Origin of the sequence: Pseudorhodoferax sp. LjRoot39, from assembly GCF_964253035.1 — a bacterium.
Taxonomy (GTDB): Bacteria; Pseudomonadota; Gammaproteobacteria; order Burkholderiales; family Burkholderiaceae_C; genus Pseudorhodoferax.
This window is the reverse complement of record NZ_CAXUQL020000001.1, coordinates 5,537,166-5,555,293: the sequence shown is the minus strand read 5'-3', so window position 1 is coordinate 5,555,293 and position 18,128 is coordinate 5,537,166. Positions and strand designations below refer to the sequence as shown.

Sequence of the window (18,128 nt, the reverse complement as noted above, 5' to 3'; positions counted from 1 at the left end):
ATGATCGAAACAATTTGCGCGGAAAATGGACAAATTGATGCACCGGTCGTGACAGGGCCGGATCACCGCCTTTGTCCACCTCCGTTTCTCCTCGTATGAAGAATCTACGCATCGGTACCCGCCTGGGCGGCGGGTTCGCGCTCATCCTGGTCGTGATGGCCCTCATCACGGCGGTTGGCCTGTGGCGCCTGCAGACCGTGGCCCAGGCCACGCAGGCCATGACCCAGCAGCCACTGGCCATGGAGCGCATGATCAGCGACTGGTACCGCTATGTGTACAGCGGCGCGCGTCGCACCACGGCCATCGTCAAGAGCACCGACCCCTCGCTCGGCCAGTTCTTCGCCGCCGACGCGGCCAGCAGCACCAAGGAATCGGGCGAGCTGCAAAAGCGCATCGAGCCGCTCTTGAACAGCCCCGAGGAGCAGGCGCTGTGGGCGCAGATCCAGCAAGGGCGCGTGCTCTACCTGTCCTCGCGCGACCAGGCCGTCAAGGCCAAGAGCGATGGCCAGGCCGAGGAGGCCGAGCGCCTGCTGACCCAGGTCTACCTGCCGGCCACCGACAAGTACACCAGCCTGATCCAGCAGCTGCTGGACCTGCAGCGCACGCGCATCGACGCCACCGCCCAGCGCATCGACGGCATCTACGGCGAGAGCCGCCTGCTGATGCTGGGCCTGGGCCTGCTCGGCCTGCTGGCCGGCGGGCTGTTCGCCTGGCGCCTGACCGTGGGCATCACGCAGCCGCTGGCCCAGGCCGTGCGCGTGGCGCGCGCCGTCGCCGCGAGCGACCTGACCAGCCGCGTGACCGTGCCCTCGCGCGACGAGACCGGCCAGCTGCTGCAAGCCTTGCAGGACATGAACGCCAGCTTGTCCGGGGTGGTGGCCAGCGTGCGGTCCGGCACCGACAGCATCGCCACGGCCTCCAGCGAGATCGACGCGGGCAACCAGGACCTGTCCTCGCGCACCGAGGAGCAGGCCAGTTCGCTGCAGCAAACAGCCGCTTCGATGGAGCAATTGACCAGCACCGTGCGCCAGAACGCCGACAACGCGCGCCAGGCCAACCAGCTGGCGGCCTCGGCCTCCAAGACGGCTGTGCAGGGCGGCCAGGTGGTGGCCGGCGTGGTCGGCACCATGGGCGCCATCAACGACAGCAGCCGCAAGATCGCCGACATCATCGGCGTGATCGACGGCATCGCGTTCCAGACCAACATCCTGGCGCTCAATGCCGCCGTGGAGGCCGCCCGTGCTGGCGAGCAGGGCCGCGGCTTCGCCGTGGTGGCGGGCGAGGTGCGGGCGCTGGCGCAGCGTTCGGCCGCCGCAGCCAAGGACGTCAAGCAGCTCATCGGCGACTCGGTGGCCAAGGTCGAGGAGGGCAGCGCCCAGGTGGCCGAGGCCGGCCGTACCATGGACGCCATCGTGCAGAGCGTGCAGCGCGTGAGCGACCTGGTGGCGGAGATCACGGCCGCCAGCCAGGAGCAGAGCCAGGGGATCGAGCAGGTGCACCAGGCGGTCTCGCAGATGGACACGGTGACGCAGCAGAACGCGGCGCTGGTCGAAGAGGCGGCCGCCGCCACCGGCGCCTTGAAGGCCCAGGCCAGCCAGCTGGCGAGCGCCGTGAGCGTGTTCCGCATCGAGGGTGGCGCGGCCCCGCGGTCGGCCGTGGGCGCAGCGCGCGCCGCCGCTGTGCCGGCGCCCCAGGCGCCGCGCAAGCTGTCGCCGGCACCGGTCAGCCGCAGTCCGGCTGTGGCAGCGCCCACGCGCGTCGCCAAGGCCGCTCGCCCGGCCCCGGCGCTGGCGCAGGGCGATGGCGACTGGGAATCCTTCTGAACGCTGACGCGCTCGCACGGGTGCCATGAAAAAACCCCGCCGCAGCGGGGTTGGTGAGGGAGCCGGGTGGGGGCTCAGGCCTTGTTCTGTCGACGGCGGCTCACGCCGGCCAGGCCCACCAGGCCGAGGCCCAGCAGTGCGACCGATGCCGGCTCGGGCACTTCGACCACCAACGGCGTACTGGTCACCTTCAGCAGGAAGTTGACCTCGTTCTCCTGGCCTTCGATCGTCGTGAAGCCGATGCAGCCGTTGGCTGCGCCTGCTGCGGCGCAGACGGCATTGGGCAGCGTGGCCAGTGCGGGCGAGGCGAAGAAGCTGAAGAAGTACTCGTCACCGCCCAGAGTGATCGACTTGTTCAGGGAACCGTCCAGCACCCAGATGTCGTTGCAGGGATTGCCGACCGGGCTGGTCGCCGCGCAGGTGCCAGCGGAGTTGGGCGTTTCGGCGAACAGGATCTTGTAGGTAGCGGTCTCATAGATGTAGGGATCGCTGCTGCCTTCTGCCCGCAGGCCCAGCGTGGCGTTGATGGTGGCACTCCTCAGCGTCGCATAGGCACTGGACACCACGTTGTTGCTGTGCGTGTAGGTGTTCGCGCTCTCTGCCGCGCCATTGGTCGCCAGCGTACCGGTCTGGGGATTGTTGCTGATGCCGATGCCGCTGCGGCCGGCACCAGCGGGGCCGCTGGGACATGCGCCCCAGGTGATCGCCGAACCCGAAACGCTCTGGCAACCGCTGCCGCTCGTGAAGGTGGTCGAACCGGGGAGGACCGAGAAGGAGCTGGTGACCGTGTAGTCCCAGTTGATGGGGGCGGCAGCGGCGCTGCCGCTCGCGATAGCCAAGGCCAGGCCGATGGCTCCGAGTGCGCCGATGGATGCATGTCGCATGTGTATTCCTTTTTGCATTCAATGAGTCACTAACAAAGACAAGTCGACCGCAGTCGACCTGGCAGAAATAGCAGCATGCGTGCCACGTCTCCTTGTATATTGTTTTTAAAGTTCTTTTGTGTGAAGTTGTCGAAACCCAGCGGCATGAGTGAAAAACTTGTCGACAGTGCGGCAGCCCGTCAAAAAGAAGCTTTGAAAATCAATAGGTTGCATTGCGAACGAATACGGGGCGCCATTTGTGCAGAAGTGGCCGCGCTCTGATGGAGGTGCCGGGTCAGGGCTGCGGCGCCTGCTCCAGCAGCTTGACCAGCGCCCACATGGCCCGGTTGACCGGCGTGGCAATACCCAGGGCCTCGCCGCGGCGCACCACCAGGCCGTTCAGGTGGTCGATCTCTGTCGGCTTGCCGCGCGCCAGATCCTGCGCGGTGGAAGAACTCTGCGTGGGCATGGTCCGGGCCAGGCGCTCCACGGCCTGATGGATGTCGGCCGGTAGCGCCACGCCCTCGGCGCCGGCCACGGCCAGGCACTCGGCCACCAAGTCGGCCATGACCTGTGGCACGCCCACGCCCCGCACCATGCGGCCGTAGGGCAAGCGGGTGATGGCCGACAGGGCGTTGTAGGCGCAGTTGAGCACCAGCTTGGACCACAGCGCAGCACGGGCATTGGCCGACACCTCGGTCGGCACGCCGGCCGCGCGCAGCACTTCCGCCAGCGCCGCGCTGCGCGGCCCGGGTTCGATGACGAGCTCGCCGCGCCCGTGGTGGCGCATGTGGCCAGGGCCGGCCATCTCGGTGGCCACGTAGACCACGGCGGCCGCCACCTCCTGCGGCAGCACGGTGCGCAGCCGTTCGGCGTTGTCCACGCCGTTCTGCAGTGTGAGCACGAGCGCCTGGGCGGGCAGGTGCGCCAGCAGCTGGCGGCCCGTGGCCTCGGTGTCGGGCGACTTCACGCTGAACAGCACGAGATCGGCGCAGGCCGCGGCGGCCGGGTCGGTGCTGGCCTGCACGCGCACCTGTTCGTCGAAGCCGAGCGTTTGCATGCGCAGTCCCTGCGCGTTGACGGCGTCCACATGCTGCGACCGGCCGATCAGCGTGACGGCGTGGCCGGCACGCGCCAGCATGCCGCCGTAGTAACAGCCGACGGCGCCGGCGCCGACGACGGCAACCTGCAAAGGGGTGGGGAGCTGTGCGGACTGGGACATGGGATAGTGGTCGAAACGAGGGGAGCGGCATTGTGGCGGCCCCGCCTACACTGCGGCCCCATGCCCACCGCAAGCCGTCTTTCGTTCCACCGCCTGTGCCTGTGCCTGGCCGCCGCGCTGCCGCTGTCCTGGTCCGCCCATGCGCAGTCGCCCACCGCGGGCGCGGCGCCCGAGATGGCGGCCCGGCCCGCGGGCCCGCCCCAGCCGGGCGGCCGCTATGTGGTGGACCCCACCCACACCTTCGTGCTGTACGAGATGGGCCATTACGGCACCAGCACCAACCGCGGCCGCTTCGGCACGCGCGACGGGCAGGTGCAGGTCGACGCCGCTGGCCAGCGGGCGCGCGTGGACGTCAGCTTCGACATGGCCAGCATCAACACCGGCGTGGACCTGCTCAATCGCCACGTGCAGAGCAGCGACTTCCTGAACGTGGCCGATTTCCCGACCGGACGCTACCAGGCCGAGGACGTGCGCATCGAGGAAGGCCGCGTGCAGGCGCTGCGCGGCCGGCTCACCCTGCTGGGCCAGACCCATCCAGTGGACCTGCGCGCCGTGCGTTTCAACTGCTATGTGAGCCCGCTGCACGGGCGCCAGGTCTGCGGCGGCGATTTCGAGGCCGAGATCCTGCGCAGCCAATGGGGCATCACCTGGGGCCTGCAGTTCGGCTTCGAGGACCGCGTGCGGCTGCTGGTGCAGGTCGAGGCGGTGCTGGTGCCCGCGGCCGCGCGCTGAACTACAGCAGTTGCTCGGGCGTGAACGGCGCCACCAGTTCCAGCAGGATCCGGTCCCACCAGCTGGCGTCGGGTTCGCTGTGCAGCACGGTGGGCGCGCCGTCGTCCTCGCCGTGCCACTCCAGCGCGCCGCCCGCGCCGGCCTGCACGCGCCAGACACCTTGCTCGCGCAGCACCTGGGCCAGCCGCAGCATCTGGGCGGCCAGCGGGCGGCTGCGGATGAACAGGCCGATCTCGGTGTTGTGCAGTTCCGAGCGCGGATCGAAGTTCAGCGAGCCGACGAACAGCAGCTCGCCGTCGAGCACGGCGGTCTTGGTGTGCAGCCGCCCCGTGGCCGCGCCGAACAACGGCAGCTTGGGGCTGCCGGCCACGCGCCGGCTGCTGACCTCGTCGATCTCCACGCCCAGGGCCACGAGTTCGGCCCGGTAGCGCCGGTAGGCGGTGTGCACGAAGGGCTCGTCGCTGGCCGCCAGCGAATTGGTGATGAGCTGCACCGTGGCGCCGCGCGCGCGGGCCTCGCGCAGCACCTGCAGACCGTGCGTGCCGGGCACCAGGTAGGGCGAGCACAGCAGCACGCTGGTGCGCGCGCGGCGGATGCCCTCCACGAGGTTGTAGCGCACGCTGTCCACGTCCTGCAGTGGCACGCCACCGTACTGCGCCTGGTAGCCGATGGCGCGCTCGGGCGTGTCGGCGTAGGCCTGGGCCGTGGCCCAGATGAGGCTGAGCTGGCCCGCCTGCAGCTCCTGCGAGACCGGCGCGTAGCCCAGCATGTCGTTGGGCGGCGGCAGGCGCGGCGTGGGGGCATGGGCTGCATCGGTCAGCGCCTCGAAGCGGGCCTGCCGGGCGGTGGCATCACCATCGGCTGCGACCAGGCGCGCCAGCGGCACCACGTGCGGGCTGTTCCAGTAGCGGTCGAACAGCTCGCCCAGGCGCGGCAGCAGCGCGCCGGCCACCAGCACGTCCAGGTCCAGGAAGTTCTCGCCCGCGGTCTGGAAGAAGTAGCGCCCGCCGATGTTGCGCCCACCGGCCACGGCCAGCGCGCCGTCGGCCAACAGCAGCTTGTTGTGCATGCGGCGCTGCAGCCGGTCGAAGTGCCACAGCGATGCGGCAAAGCGCAGCGCCACCTTGGCGCTGCGCAGGGGGATCGGGTTGTACAGCCGCAACTCCAGGTTGGGCGTGGCCGCCAGCGCGTCGAGCAGCGCGCTGTCGCCACCCGTGTACAGATCGTCCAGCAGCAGGCGCACGCGCACGCCGCGCCGGGCCGCGTCGCGCAGCGCGCGCAGGAAGTGCAGACCGGTGGCATCGGTCTCCAGGTGGTAGTACTGCACGTCCAGTGTGTGGCGGGCCCGGGCGATCAAGGCCAGCCGCGCGTCCAGCCCGTAGTCGCCGCTGGGGATCAGGCGAAAGCCGCTCAGCTCGGCATCGGGCTGGGCAGCGCGGGCGGTGCGCACGAGCGGCGCGTCGGCCACCGCGGGAAGGGCCTGGGCGGGCGGGCCGGCCAGGTCCGGCGGCAGGCCGGCGCAGCCGGCCAGCAGGACCAGCGTGCAGCCCAGCAGCCAGCCGGCCAGCCTGGCGATGGACATGGTGCGAACGGGCAGGGGCGGGCGCGGGGGCATGGCGGGCCGTAGTGTGCCCATTCCTTGGCGCCTGGCCGCCTCTGTGGTGAAAATGCCGCGATGCCCGACGCCGCCCTTGCAGCCGCCACGGTGCTCGTGGAATTCGCCGCCAGCCTGCAGCGCCACCAGGCCTGCGCGCCGCAGCGCGTGACGCCGGGCTCCCTGCGTAGCGTGCTCGAAGCCGCGCTGGCCGGCGCGCCTGCGCTGGCAGGCTACGTGTTCGACGACCAACGCCAGGTGCGCAAGCACGTGGCGGTGTTCGTCAACGGCCAGATGGTGCACGACCGCCAGCGGCTGGACAGCCCCCTGGCCGGTGGCGACCGGGTGCTGGTCTTGCAGGCCCTGACGGGCGGCTGAAACGGAGGACGTATGCGCACGATGCTGGTAGCCACCCGCAAGGGGCTGGTCGTGGTGGAAGGCGATGGCACGCGCTGGCGCATCGCCGGCCTGCATTTCGCGGGCGAGCCCGTGAGCCAGGTGCTGGCCGACCCGCGCAACGGGGCCTGGTACTGCGCGCTGCGGCTGGGCCATTTCGGCGTCAAGCTGCACAGGAGCCTGGACGGCGGCGCGCACTGGCAGGAGATCGCCGCGCCGGCCTTTCCGCCCAAGCCGACCACCGGCCCCTGGGCCGACGACCCCACGCCCTGGAGCGTGGACCTGCTCTGGGAGCTGGCGGCCGGCGGGCCGGACGAGCCGGGCGTGCTGTGGGCCGGCTGCATCCCGGCCGGGCTGTTCCGTACCGAAGATGGCGGCGCCAGCTGGCAACTAGTGTCGGCGCTTTGGGAGCAGCCGGGCCGGCGTGACTGGATGGGCGGCGGCTACGACCATGCGGGCCTGCATTCCATCCTGGTCGATCCGCGCGATGCGCGCCACCTGACCGTGGCGATCTCCTGCGGCGGCATCTGGCAGACGCACGACGGCGGCGCCCACTGGGCCCTGGCGGCGCGCGGCATGCAGGCCACGTTCATGCCGCCCGAGCGCGCGGACGACCAGAACATCCAGGACCCGCACTGCCTGGTGCAGTGCGCCGCGGCGCCCGAGGTGCTGTGGGTGCAGCACCACTGCGGCATCTACCGCTCGGTCGACGGCGCGCAGCAGTGGCAGCGCATCGCGCCGTCGGCGCCGTCGGACTTCGGCTTCGCCGTGGCGGCCGACCCGACCAACCCCATGCGCGCCTGGTTCGTGCCGGCGGCGGCCGATGCGCTGCGCATGCCGGTCGGCGGGCGCATGGTGGTCACGCGCACCGACGACGGCGGCGCGCACTTCCAGCAGTTCGACGCCGGGCTGCCGCAGCACGACGCCTTCCACCTGGTCTACCGCCACGGCCTGGCGGTGGCGCCGGACGGCCGCACGCTGGCAATGGCCTCGACCACGGGCGCGCTGTGGGCGAGCGACGATGCAGGCGAGAGCTGGCAGCCGCTGGCGCGCGACCTCGCACCGGTGGCGGCGGTGCGCTTCGCGGGCTGAGCCAGGCGCGTCCTGCGAATGGAGGATGCCGGGCCGGTGGCGACCTGCTGGAATGGGCCCACCACCAATTCGGCGAGCGAGCCCACCATGTCCAGCTTTTATTGGAGCGAGCAGCAGATGCAGCAGGACGGGGTGTTCCCCACCGTGCTGGCGATCGGCGATTCCTGGTTCTGGTACCCGTTCTTCGGCGGCAGCCTGGTCAACTATCTGGGCCCCATCGTCGCGAAGAAGGGCAACACCATCCTCGCCAAGGGCAACAACGGTGCGGAGGCGCGCGAATACGTGGACGGCAAGTACGCCAGCATTGTGAAGACGTCACTCAAGCTCTATGGCGATGGCCTCAATGCGGTCTTCATCAGTGGCGGCGGCAACGACTTCGCGGGCTTCAACGACATGCGTCCGCTGCTGCAGCCCGATTGCGCGGGCGCGGCAGATGCACCGGCCTGCTTCAAGCCGGGGGACAGCGGTCTCGACGGCTTCCTGGAGCGCACGGAGGACGCCTACCGCCGGCTGGTCGGGCTCATCTACACCTACACGCGGCTCGACTGCGTGATCGTCATGCACAGCTACGACTATGCGATTCCCAACGGCCAGGGCCTGGGCCATGGCAAAGGCTGGCTGGGCCCGGCGCTGGATGACGCTCGCGTGCCCACTGCCTTGCGGCAGGCCTGCGTGCGGCACCTGATCGACGCCTTCCATGCCATGCTGGTGCGCATCACGGCCATGGACCCCGGCCATCTGCTGGTCGTGGACAGTCGTGGTCAATTGGGTGCCGGCGAATGGGCTAACGAACTGCACCCGACCAGGGGCGGCTTCAAGAAGATCGCAACCAACGCCTGGAAGCCGGTGCTGCGGCAGGCGGGGCTGGGGGCGTAGCAGGCTGGCGCGTCTGTGTGGGATGGACTGGGCACGATGGCCGATGGCCGATGGCCGATGGCCGGTGGTCGAGGCGTTGCGATGCACAACAGCTCGCACAGCGGCGCCTACAGCGCGTGCGTCACCAGCCGGAAGTCCGGATCTTCCGGAAACGGCTTGACCGCGAACCCGAGTGAACGCATGAGCTTGAGCATGTTGGGGTTGACCGACAGCACCAGGCCCTGGATCTCCGACAGGCCCTTGTCGCGCGCCACCTGCATGATGGCGTCCATGAGCCGCGAGCCGATGCCCTTGCCGGCCATGTCGTCGGCCACCACGAGCGAGAACTCGCAGCTGGCCTGGTCCGGGTTGGTCACGTAGCGCGAGACGCCGATCACGCGCTCGGTCTCGACGATGGAGCCGTCGGTGGCGGCGCTGCGCTGCTTGAGCACGGCCACCAGCGCCATCTCGCGGTCGTAGTCGATCAGCGCGAAGCGCGCCAGCATGCCGGGCGGCAGCTGCGTCATCGAGGACACGTAGCGGAAGTAGCGGCTCTCGGGCGAGAGCGCCTGCACGAAGGTCTGCAGCATCTGGGCGTCGCCCGGGTGGATCGGCCGGATCTGGTACTCGCCGCCGCCACGCAGCGGCAGTTGCTGCTCGTAGCGTGCGGGGTAGGGCAGGATGGCCAGGTGGTCGTAGCTGCCGCCGGCCTGGCCCAGGCTTTGCGGCGCGTGGTCGACGACGATGCGCGCGTCCACGGCCACCACGCCGTTCTCGTCGACGATGAGCGGATTGATGTCCATCTCGCGCAGCTGCGGTAGCTCGCAGACCATCTCGGACACGCGCAGCAGCACGCGCTCGATGGCGTCCATGTCCACGGGCGCGGCGCCGCGCCATTCGGCCAGCGTCTCGGCCACGCGCGCGCGCTCGATGAGCCGGCGCGCCAGGAACTGGTTCAGCGGCGGCAGCTCCATGGCGCGGTCGCGGATCAGCTCGATCATGGTGCCGCCCGCGCCGAACACGATGACCGGCCCGAACGGGTCGTCGGTGACCATGCCGATGCAGATCTCGCGGCCGCGCTGGGCGCGCGCCATCTTCTGCACCGTCACGCCGTGGATGCGCGCGCCCGGCTGCAGCCGCGCCACGCGCTCGACCATGTCCTGGTAGCTGTCGCGCACGGCGGCGCCGCTCATGATGTTGAGCGCCACACCCTGCACGTCGCTCTTGTGGGTGATGTCGGGCGAGTCGATCTTCAGCGCCACCGGAAAGCCCAGCTGCGTGGCGATCATCATGGCCTCGTTGGCGTTGCGTGCCAGCGTGGTCTGCGTGACCGGGATGTGGAAGGCCGACAGCAAGGTCTTGCTCTCCATCTCGGTCAGCACCTTGCGGCGCTCGGCCAGCACGCTCTCGATGACCAGGCGCGCGGCCTCGATGTCGGGCTTGGCCAAGGTCGACAGCGGCGCCGGCGTCTGCTGCAGCAGCTGCTGGTTCTGGTAGAACGAGGCGATGTTGCCGAAGGCACCGACCGCCGCCTCGGGCGTGCGGAAGTTCGGGATCGCGGCCGCGTTGAGGGCCTGGCGCGCCGCACCGACCGAGGCATCGCCCATCCAGCAGGCCAGCAGCGGCTTGGGCGTGCCCGGCTTGGCCGCGGCCAGGGCCTGGGCCACATCGTCGGCCGGCCCGCCGGGCTTGGCCGAGTAGATGGCCAGCACGCCGTCGACCTGGCGGTCGCGTGCGGCGGCCTCCACGGCCGCGCGGTACTGCGCGGCATCCGCCTCTTCCGACAGGTCGATCAGCTCGGCGAGCGAGGCATGGGCCGGCAACTGGGGCTTGAGTGCCGCCACCGTCGCGTCGGACAGCCGGCCCAGCTCCAGCCCGATCTCGTTGGCCCAGTCGGCTGCCAGCACGCCGGGGCCGCCGCCGTTGGTGACCACGGCCAGGCGCCGGCCCACGGGCCGGTAGCGCGAGGCCAGGCACTTGGCGGCCGAGAACAGCTCGACGAAGGAGCGCACGCGCACGGCACCGGCACGGCGCAGCGCGGCATCGAACACGTCGTCGGCGCCGACGATGGCGCCGCTGTGCGTCTGCGCCGCCGCGTTGCCGGCCGGGCGCCGGCCGGCCTTGAGCACCAGCACGGGCTTGGCATTGGCGGCCGAGCGCAGTGCGCTCATGAAGCGGCGTGCGCAGTGGATGCCCTCCAGGTACAGGATGATGCTGTGCGTGGCCGGGTCGTTGGCCATGAAGTCCAGCGCCTGGGCGATGTCCACGCCGGGGTTGGGCCCCAGCGCCACCACCGAGGAGAAGCCCACGGCATTGCTGCGCGCCCAGTCCAGCATGGCGGCCGTCAGCGCACCCGATTGCGCGACCAGGCCCAGCGGCCCGGGGGCGGCCAGGGCGCCGAGCGCCGAGGCATTGAGGCCCAGCGCCGGGCGCTGCAGGCCCAGCCCGTTGGGGCCCATGAGGTGGAACCCTTCGCGCGCCGCGATGCGCTGCAGTTCTGCCGCCAGCTTGGCGTCGATGCCGCTGCCCAGCACCAGCGCGGCGCGGCAGGCGATGCGGCCGACCAGCTCCAGCGCCTGGACCATCTCGCCCGGTGGCAGCGCCACGATGGCCAGGTCGGCGCGGGCCTGGGCCAGGTCGGCCAGCGTGCCGCTGGTGCGCACGTCCAGGAAGTTCAGCTGGCCCTGGAAGCGTTGCGCGCGCAGAGCCTGGTGCAGCTGGCGTGCCTGCGGTGTCAGGCTGTCGGGTGCGTCGGGGTCGCCGGCCAGCACGACGATGGCCTGCGGTGCGAAGAGCGGGGTCAGGTAGTGCTTGTCCATGGTGGATCGATTGTGAAGGGCGCGCGGGGCGCTCCGATGTCAGCCGCGAGAATCCGGTGATGCAGATCAAGCAGAACGAGGGGCCGGCGCGCTGCGTCATGGTGCTGGGCACGACCAGCGGGGCGGGCAAGAGCTGGGTGACCACGGCGCTGTGCCGCTGGTACGCGCGCCAGGGTCTCAAGGTGGCGCCGTTCAAGGCGCAGAACATGAGCAACAACGCACGCGTGGTCGAGGGCGGCGAGATCGGCAGCGCGCAGTACTTCCAGGCGCTGGCCGCGCGTGCCGTGCCGGACGTGCGCATGAACCCGCTCTTGCTCAAGCCCGAGCGCGACACCCACAGCCAGGTGGTGCTGCTGGGCCGCGTGGATGCCGAGCTGACGGGGATGCCCTGGCGCGGGCGCAGCGCCAGGGTCTGGCCGCAGGTGGCGCAGGCGCTGGACGCGCTGCGCGCCGAGAACGACGTGGTGGTGATCGAGGGCGCGGGCTCGCCGGCCGAGATCAACCTCGCGGACAGCGACATCGTCAACATGCGCGTGGCCGAACATGCCGGCGCGCGTTGCCTGCTCGTGACCGACATCGACCGCGGCGGCGCCTTCGCCCACCTGTACGGCACCTGGGCGCTGCTGCCGCCGGCCCAGCGCGCGCTGATCCACGGCTTCGTGCTCAACAAGTTCCGTGGCGACGCCGCGCTGCTCGCACCCGGCCCGCAGATGCTGGAGCAGATGACCGGCGTGCCCACCGTGGCCACGCTGCCGATGTGGTGGCAGCACGGCCTGCCCGAGGAAGACGGCGTGTTCGACGACAGGACGCGCACGGCCGGCAGCGTGCAGCGCACGGTGGCCGTCATCGCCTACCCGCGCATCAGCAACCTGGACGAATTCCAGCCGCTCAAGAACGTGGCTGGGCTGCGCCTGGTGTGGGTGCGTTCGCCGGCCCAGCTGGCCGGACTGTCGGCGGCGACCGACTGGATCGTGCTGCCCGGCTCCAAGCACACCAGCGGCGACCTGGCCTGGCTGCGGGCCCAGGGCCTGGATGGCGCGATCGCCCGCCACGCCCAGGCCGGCGGCGCCGTGCTGGGCATCTGCGGCGGGCTGCAGATGCTGGGCGAGGCGCTGGTCGACCCGCACGGCATCGACGGCAACGCGCCCGGCCTGGGCCTGTTGCCGCTGGTCACGCAGTTCGCGCGCGACAAGACGGTGCGCGCCACGCGCACGCGCTTCGGCGCCGTGCAGGGGCCCTGGCAGGCGCTGTCCGGCCTGGCGGTGCAGGGCTACGAGATCCACCATGGCCAGACCGCCGCCCACGCGGCCATGGCGCGCAGCGGCGACCTGGCGACGGCCGTGCTGCCCGGCGGCCTGGGCTGGCAGGGCGGTCAGGGCCGGGTGCTGGGGCTGTACCTGCATGGTTTGTTCGAGGATCCGGGCGTGCTGCGGGCGCTGTTCGGCGCTGCCGGCAAGTCCCTGGACCAGGTGTTCGACGGTCTCGCGGATTTTCTGGACAGCCATGTCGAGGCGGACGTGCTCGGCAAACTAATGCACTCATAATGCAACAAATCGGTACACTTTGCCGCTCATAAACCGAGCGGCCGAAACCTTGACCACCAGCTACAACTTCTGGCTCGTCGCGTTGTCGGTGGCCATCGCCGTCGTGGCAGCCTACGCCACACTTGGCCTGGCCGGACGCCTGGCCTACAGCCGCGACAGCTCCTGGCGCGGCTGGCTGGCCGGGGGTTCCCTGTCCATGGGTTTCGGTATCTGGGCCATGCACTTCGTCGGCATGCTGGCCTTGCGCGTGCCCATCGAGTTCAGCTACCAGGCGCTGTGGACCGGGTTGTCCATGCTGCCGGCCACGCTGGCCTCGGCCGGCCTGCTGATGCTGATCCGCAAGGTGCCCAAGCCGCACGCCGGCCACATCCTGCTGGGCTCGGTGATCCTGGGTTCGGGCATCGGCGCCATGCACTACAGCGGCATGCTGGCGATCGAGCTGGCGCCGCCGATCCGCTTCGACTGGGGCATGGTGCTGGTGTCCGTGGGCGTGGCCGTGGGCCTGTCCATCGCCGGTGTCTGGCTGGCCTTCCGCCATGCGCGCCAGGCTGGCGCGGCCTGGACGCGCGCGCTCGGCGCGCTGGTCATGGGCTGCACCGTGGCGGCCATGCACTACACCGGCATGGCCGCGGCGCGCTTCGCCGACAACTGCGTGAGCGTGCCCAGCGCCTGGGGCCTGCCAGGCACCGGGCTGGCGGCGGCCGTCAGCGTGCTGGCCTTCGTGGTGCTGGGCTTCACCATCTTGCTGACGGTGCTGGACGCCCGCATGAGCGAGCGCAACTCCGAACTCATGCACGACCTCATGACCGCCAAGGAACAGGCCGAGCAGGCGGCGCGTGCCAAGAGCGATTTCCTGGCCAACATGAGCCACGAGATCCGCACGCCCATGAACGCCATCATCGGCATGTCGCTGCTGGCGCTGCAGACCGACCTCTCGCCGCGCCAGCGCAACTACGTGGAGAAGGCGCACCGCGCGGCCAAGGGCCTCTTGGGCATCATCAACGACATCCTGGATTTCTCCAAGATCGAGGCCGGCAAGCTGACCATCGAGCAGGTGCCGTTCCGCCTGGACCAGGTGCTGGACGACCTGGCCAACCAGGTCGGTTTCAAGGCCGACGAGAAGGACCTGGAGCTGGTGTTCGATCTGCCCAGCGAGGTGCCGACGCTGTTGGTCGGCGACCCGCTGCGCCTGGGCCAGGTGCTGCTCAACCTGGCCAACAACGCGGTCAAGTTCACCGACCGGGGCGAGGTCACGGTGGGTGTGCGCGCGCTGCGCACCGACACCGGCCACGCCGAACTGCAGTTCCACGTCAAGGACACCGGCATCGGCATGACACCGGCCCAGGTCGAGACGGTCTTCGAATCCTTCACGCAGGCCGACAGCTCCACCTCGCGCCGCTACGGCGGCACGGGCCTGGGGCTGGCGATCTCGCGGCACCTGGTCAGTCTCATGGACGGGCGCATCTGGGCCGACAGCCAGCCCGGCAAGGGCTCGTGCTTCCAGTTCGTGCTGCCTTTCGTGCGCCAGGCCGAAGCCACCGAGCCGGCCGCGCCGCGCATGCCGCTGGCGCAGCAGATCGAGGGTTTGCGCGCCCTGGTGGTGGACGACAACGCCATGGCCCGCGACATCACGGCCGCGCTGGCCGCCGAGATGGGCCTGAAGGTGGACGTGGCCATCAGCGGCGAGGCCGCCGTGAAGGCTGCCGCCGCTGCCGCGCGCGACGGCACGCCGTACGAGCTGCTGCTGGTGGACTGGAAGATGCCGGGCATCAGCGGCGTGGAGGCGCTGCGCCAGCTGCAGGAACAGCAGATCGACCACGCCCGCGCCAGCATCATGGTGACGGCCTATGCGCGCGAGGAAGTGATGGAGTCGGCGCGCACGGCCGGCGTGTCGTTGCAGGCCGTGCTGACCAAGCCGGTCACGCCGTCCACGCTGCTGGAGACCATCGGCGAGGTGCTCGCGCCCAAGGCCGCGACGGCGCCGGCCACACCCACGCTGCTACCGGGCGCAGCAGCAGCGGCGCTGGCCGGCGCGCGCGTGCTGCTGGTGGAAGACAACGCCTTGAACCAGGAATTGGCACTGGACCTGCTGGGGCAGGCCGGCCTGCACGTGGTCGTGGCCGAGCACGGCCGCCAGGCGCTGGAGACGCTGGCGCGCGACGGCGATTTCGACGGCGTGCTGATGGATTGCCAGATGCCCGTGATGGACGGCTTCGAGGCCACGCGCGCGATCCGGGCCGAGGCGCGCTGGGCCAATCTCCCGGTGCTGGCCATGACGGCCAACGCCATGGCCGGCGACCGCGAGCGGGTGCTGGCGGCCGGCATGAACGACCACATCTCCAAGCCCATCGACGTGGACGAGATGTTCGTCACCATGGCCCGCTGGATCCGGCCCAAGATGCGGCGCCCGGCCGTGGTGGCCAAGGCGGCCGCGCCGGTGCCGGCCAGCGGGGCCCCCGGTGCGCTGCCAGGCATCGACGTGGCGGGCGGCCTGCGCCGCACGCAGAACAACGCGCAGCTGTACCGCCGCATGCTGGACAAGTTCGCCAGCAGCAACGCCCGCTTTTCGCAGGCCTTCACGGCGGCGCTGGACGGCGGCGACCTGACCCTGGCGGCGCGGCTGGCGCACACGCTGCGCGGCACCGCCGGCACCATCGGCGCCAACGGCGTCTGGGAGGCGGCCACCGAACTGGAGCTGGCCTGCAACCAGGGGCGGGCGCGCGCGCAGCAGATGGCTGCGCTGGCCCGCGTCGGGCGCGAGCTGTCGCCGGTGCTGGCCGGGCTGGCCACGCTGCTGGCACCGGCGGATGAGCCGGTGGTGCCGGCAGCCAGCGAGGCGCCGGCGCAGGCCCAGGCCCGCCTGCTCGAGCTGGCGGGCGAACTGCGCGCGCTGCTGCTGGAATCCGACCCCGATGCCCTGAACCTCGGCGAGGCGCTGCGTGCGGCGGCGGCTGGCAGCACCGCGCAGCCGGTCATGGAGGAAGTGATGGAGGCCGTCGGTGACTACCGCTTCGATGAAGCACTGGACGCGCTGGACCGCTGGAGCGCCCACGTCCGCGCCTGAGCGCTGCGGCGCTTGCGCCTAGGCGATGGCGGGCGAATCGGCCCCCGACGCCAGCACCTTGCCGCTGGCCGAGTGCAGCGCCTTGGGGCCGGTCCTGTCGCGTGCTGCGGCCTTGCGGCTGCGGGCGGCCTCGGCCTCTTCCTTGGCGCCCTTGACCATCTCGCCGACCCAGTTGACCAGCACGTTGGTGTAGGACTGGCTCCAGGCTTTCTGCGACAGCGCGTGGTCCGCGCCCTTGATCACGCGGTAGGTCATGGAATGCGCCTTCTGGAAGGCGTCCAGGTAGTTCTTGATGACCGGGTGCGGCACCATGGTGTCGAACTCCGATTCGACCAGCAGCACGTCGCCCTCGAACTGCGCAGCCGCCGACAGCGCCCGGTTGCTGGCCGGCGCGACCACGCTGTTGCGGTAGGCCACCAGTTCCTCGCGGCTCAGCGCGCGCTTGGGCACCAGCCAGTCGGCGTCCTTGTAGAGCGCCGGCACCCGCATGCCGAGCCAGCGCACCGGCCGCAAGGTGGACAGGATGGCCGCCAGGTAGCCGCCGTAGCTGCTGCCCACCACGGCCACCGCGGAGCCGTCCACCGAAGGGTGGCCTACCAGCACGTCGTAGGCGGCCAGCATGTCGGCCAGGTTGTCCTCGCGCGTGACGGCGTCGCGCGCGGCACGGTCCTGGGCGTGGCCGCGCAGGTCGAAGGTCAGGCAGATGCAGCCCAGCGCGGCGATCTCGTGGGCCCGGGCGATGTACTGCTCCTGGCTGCCGTCCCAGCCGTGCACCAGCATGACGCCGGGCATCAGGCTGTTGGGGCCGACCAGGGTCCCGGCGATGCTGCGGTCGCCGACGGGGATGTGGATGCTGTTATGCCGGGTGGTGGTCATCGCTCGCCGTGATGGTGTACTTGGTGAGCGGGCCGACCTGGTCGTCCACGCCGCGGAAATAGACCACGGCGCCGGGCGGCAGCGCGTCGCAGGGGCCGAAGATCTCGTAGCCGCTGGCGCGCACGACGCTGCGCTGCGGGTCGGCCTGGAAGGCCTCCAGCGCGGCGATTTCGGCGCCGGTGGCACCGCCGGCACGCCAGGATTGTTCCAGCACGCCAGAGCGCCACTGCCCGTCGGGCATCAGGCCCTGGGCCACGTCGTAGTTGATGCGGGAGGCGAAGAAGCCGGGAAAGCAGGCCTGCGCGGCGCTGTCGTAGAGCAGCGCCTGCTCCACCGCGGTGCGCACCTCCGGCGCCAGCGCGAGCGAGAGCAGCGCCTGGAAGTCGCCGCGCACCACCGTGAGGTCGGAGCCGCCGTACACCTCGGCCCCCTGGTGGTTGTGGGTCAGCCGCTGCTGGCCGTAGTAGGTCGCCACCATGCCGGCCACGTGCACCTGGCCGACGCTCAGCGTCTGGACCTGGCGCAGGTTCTGCTCGACGACCACGCCGTCGCGGTCCAGCATCTCGTCGGCGATGCCGGCCAGGCAGGCGTCGAAGGCCGCGCGGTCCCTGGCCACGGTCTGGCCGTTGCCGCCGGTCTCGCGCACCAGCTTGATGCGGACCGGGCCGGCCTGCAGCAGCGCGTCGGCCGCCACGGCCGCGTCGGCCCGCGTGAAGGCCGTGAAGCCGGGCAGCACGGCATCACCGACCATGCGGCTGAAGGCCGGGTTCCAGCCTTCGGGCGCGTGGGCGCCGGCCGCGACCAGCGGATGGGTGATGGCCTTGGTCGAGACGAAGGGGTAGGGGACCACGCCGCCGAAGAAGTCGTCGCGGCCATGGATGCCCAGCGCCTGCGCGCGTTCGATGCCCACCAGGGTGTCGCTGGGGACGAGGTAGACCGGGCCCAGCGGCGCTTGGGCGAACTCCTCGGACACGGCATAGCCCTTGAGCCGGGCCAGCCGGCGCACCACCTCCATGCGCGTCATCTGCTCGTGGGCACTGGCGTAGCCACGCAGGCCCTGGGTGTAGGCCATGGCCGTGCCCATGCTGCGCGCGCCAGCCGGCGCGGCCATGCCTTCCAGTGGCCCGGCCCGGTCGGCAGCGGGCCATGCGCTCATGGCGTCGGCGGGGTACGGTGGCAGTGTCATCGGTGACCTCGTGCGAAAAAGCTGGCATGACTGTCGCCAAGGCGGCGCCATGGCCGCCATCC

Annotated in this window: 13 protein-coding genes; 7 read left to right on the top strand and 6 right to left on the bottom strand. The window is 70.8% G+C overall.

Going from position 1 to position 18,128, the window contains the following annotated elements; all coding sequences use genetic code 11:
• The first annotated feature begins 95 nt into the window (after positions 1-95).
• Positions 96-1,823 carry a methyl-accepting chemotaxis protein gene (locus tag ACSQ4M_RS25830; RefSeq protein ID WP_436192254.1) on the top strand — a complete coding sequence of 576 codons (1,728 nt, stop codon included), beginning with the start codon at positions 96-98 and terminating at the stop codon, positions 1,821-1,823.
• Positions 1,824-1,897: 74 nt separating this feature from the next.
• On the opposite strand, the gene ACSQ4M_RS25825 is transcribed toward ACSQ4M_RS25830, so the two are convergent.
• Together ACSQ4M_RS25825 and ACSQ4M_RS25820 are read right to left on the bottom strand one after the other, a co-directional pair.
• Positions 1,898-2,707 (bottom strand): THxN family PEP-CTERM protein, encoded by an 810-nt coding sequence (locus tag ACSQ4M_RS25825; RefSeq protein ID WP_436192253.1) that lies wholly within the window; start codon positions 2,705-2,707, stop codon positions 1,898-1,900.
• Between the two features lie 274 nt (positions 2,708-2,981).
• Entirely contained in the window at positions 2,982-3,908 is a 927-nt protein-coding gene (locus tag ACSQ4M_RS25820) for a ketopantoate reductase family protein (RefSeq protein WP_436192252.1), read from the bottom strand.
• A gap of 60 nt (positions 3,909-3,968) precedes the next feature.
• Between ACSQ4M_RS25820 and ACSQ4M_RS25815 the strand changes: the two genes are divergently transcribed.
• A complete protein-coding gene (locus ACSQ4M_RS25815) occupies positions 3,969-4,640 on the top strand; it encodes a YceI family protein (RefSeq protein WP_436192251.1) in 672 nt (223 codons plus the stop codon).
• 1 nt (position 4,641) lies between these two features.
• Here the strand turns inward: ACSQ4M_RS25815 and ACSQ4M_RS25810 are convergent, their stop codons facing one another.
• Positions 4,642-6,222 (bottom strand): phospholipase D-like domain-containing protein, encoded by a 1,581-nt coding sequence (locus ACSQ4M_RS25810; RefSeq protein WP_436192250.1) that lies wholly within the window; start codon positions 6,220-6,222, stop codon positions 4,642-4,644.
• A 93-nt stretch (positions 6,223-6,315) separates the two neighbouring features.
• On the opposite strand from ACSQ4M_RS25810, the gene ACSQ4M_RS25805 reads away from it, so the two are divergent.
• The 3 genes from ACSQ4M_RS25805 (at position 6,316) to ACSQ4M_RS25795 (ending at position 8,598) form a co-directional block, all read left to right on the top strand.
• Positions 6,316-6,612, top strand: coding sequence for a MoaD/ThiS family protein (locus ACSQ4M_RS25805; protein WP_436192249.1), 297 nt, complete (start codon positions 6,316-6,318; stop codon positions 6,610-6,612).
• Between the two features lie 12 nt (positions 6,613-6,624).
• On the top strand, positions 6,625-7,722 hold the full coding sequence (locus ACSQ4M_RS25800; protein ID WP_436192248.1) for a WD40/YVTN/BNR-like repeat-containing protein: 1,098 nt from the start codon (positions 6,625-6,627) through the stop codon (positions 7,720-7,722).
• A gap of 87 nt (positions 7,723-7,809) precedes the next feature.
• Entirely contained in the window at positions 7,810-8,598 is a 789-nt protein-coding gene (locus ACSQ4M_RS25795; protein ID WP_436192247.1) for an SGNH/GDSL hydrolase family protein, read from the top strand.
• A gap of 107 nt (positions 8,599-8,705) precedes the next feature.
• Here the strand turns inward: ACSQ4M_RS25795 and ACSQ4M_RS25790 are convergent, their stop codons facing one another.
• Positions 8,706-11,396 (bottom strand): bifunctional acetate--CoA ligase family protein/GNAT family N-acetyltransferase, encoded by a 2,691-nt coding sequence (locus tag ACSQ4M_RS25790; protein WP_436192246.1) that lies wholly within the window; start codon positions 11,394-11,396, stop codon positions 8,706-8,708.
• 59 nt (positions 11,397-11,455) lie between these two features.
• Between ACSQ4M_RS25790 and ACSQ4M_RS25785 the strand changes: the two genes are divergently transcribed.
• Complete coding sequence (locus tag ACSQ4M_RS25785) at positions 11,456-12,940, top strand: cobyric acid synthase (RefSeq protein WP_436192245.1); 1,485 nt, start codon at positions 11,456-11,458, stop codon at positions 12,938-12,940.
• Between the two features lie 49 nt (positions 12,941-12,989).
• Positions 12,990-16,004 (top strand): MHYT domain-containing protein, encoded by a 3,015-nt coding sequence (locus ACSQ4M_RS25780; RefSeq protein ID WP_436192244.1) that lies wholly within the window; start codon positions 12,990-12,992, stop codon positions 16,002-16,004.
• An 18-nt stretch (positions 16,005-16,022) separates the two neighbouring features.
• On the opposite strand, the gene ACSQ4M_RS25775 is transcribed toward ACSQ4M_RS25780, so the two are convergent.
• Together ACSQ4M_RS25775 and ACSQ4M_RS25770 are read right to left on the bottom strand one after the other, a co-directional pair.
• Positions 16,023-16,880: an alpha/beta hydrolase family protein gene (locus tag ACSQ4M_RS25775; protein ID WP_436192243.1), complete on the bottom strand. Its 858-nt coding sequence runs from the start codon at positions 16,878-16,880 to the stop codon at positions 16,023-16,025.
• Positions 16,861-18,066 (bottom strand): DUF3182 family protein, encoded by a 1,206-nt coding sequence (locus ACSQ4M_RS25770; RefSeq protein ID WP_436192242.1) that lies wholly within the window; start codon positions 18,064-18,066, stop codon positions 16,861-16,863. Before ACSQ4M_RS25770 ends, ACSQ4M_RS25775 begins: the two co-directional genes overlap by 20 nt.
• Between the last annotated feature and the right edge of the window lie 62 nt (positions 18,067-18,128).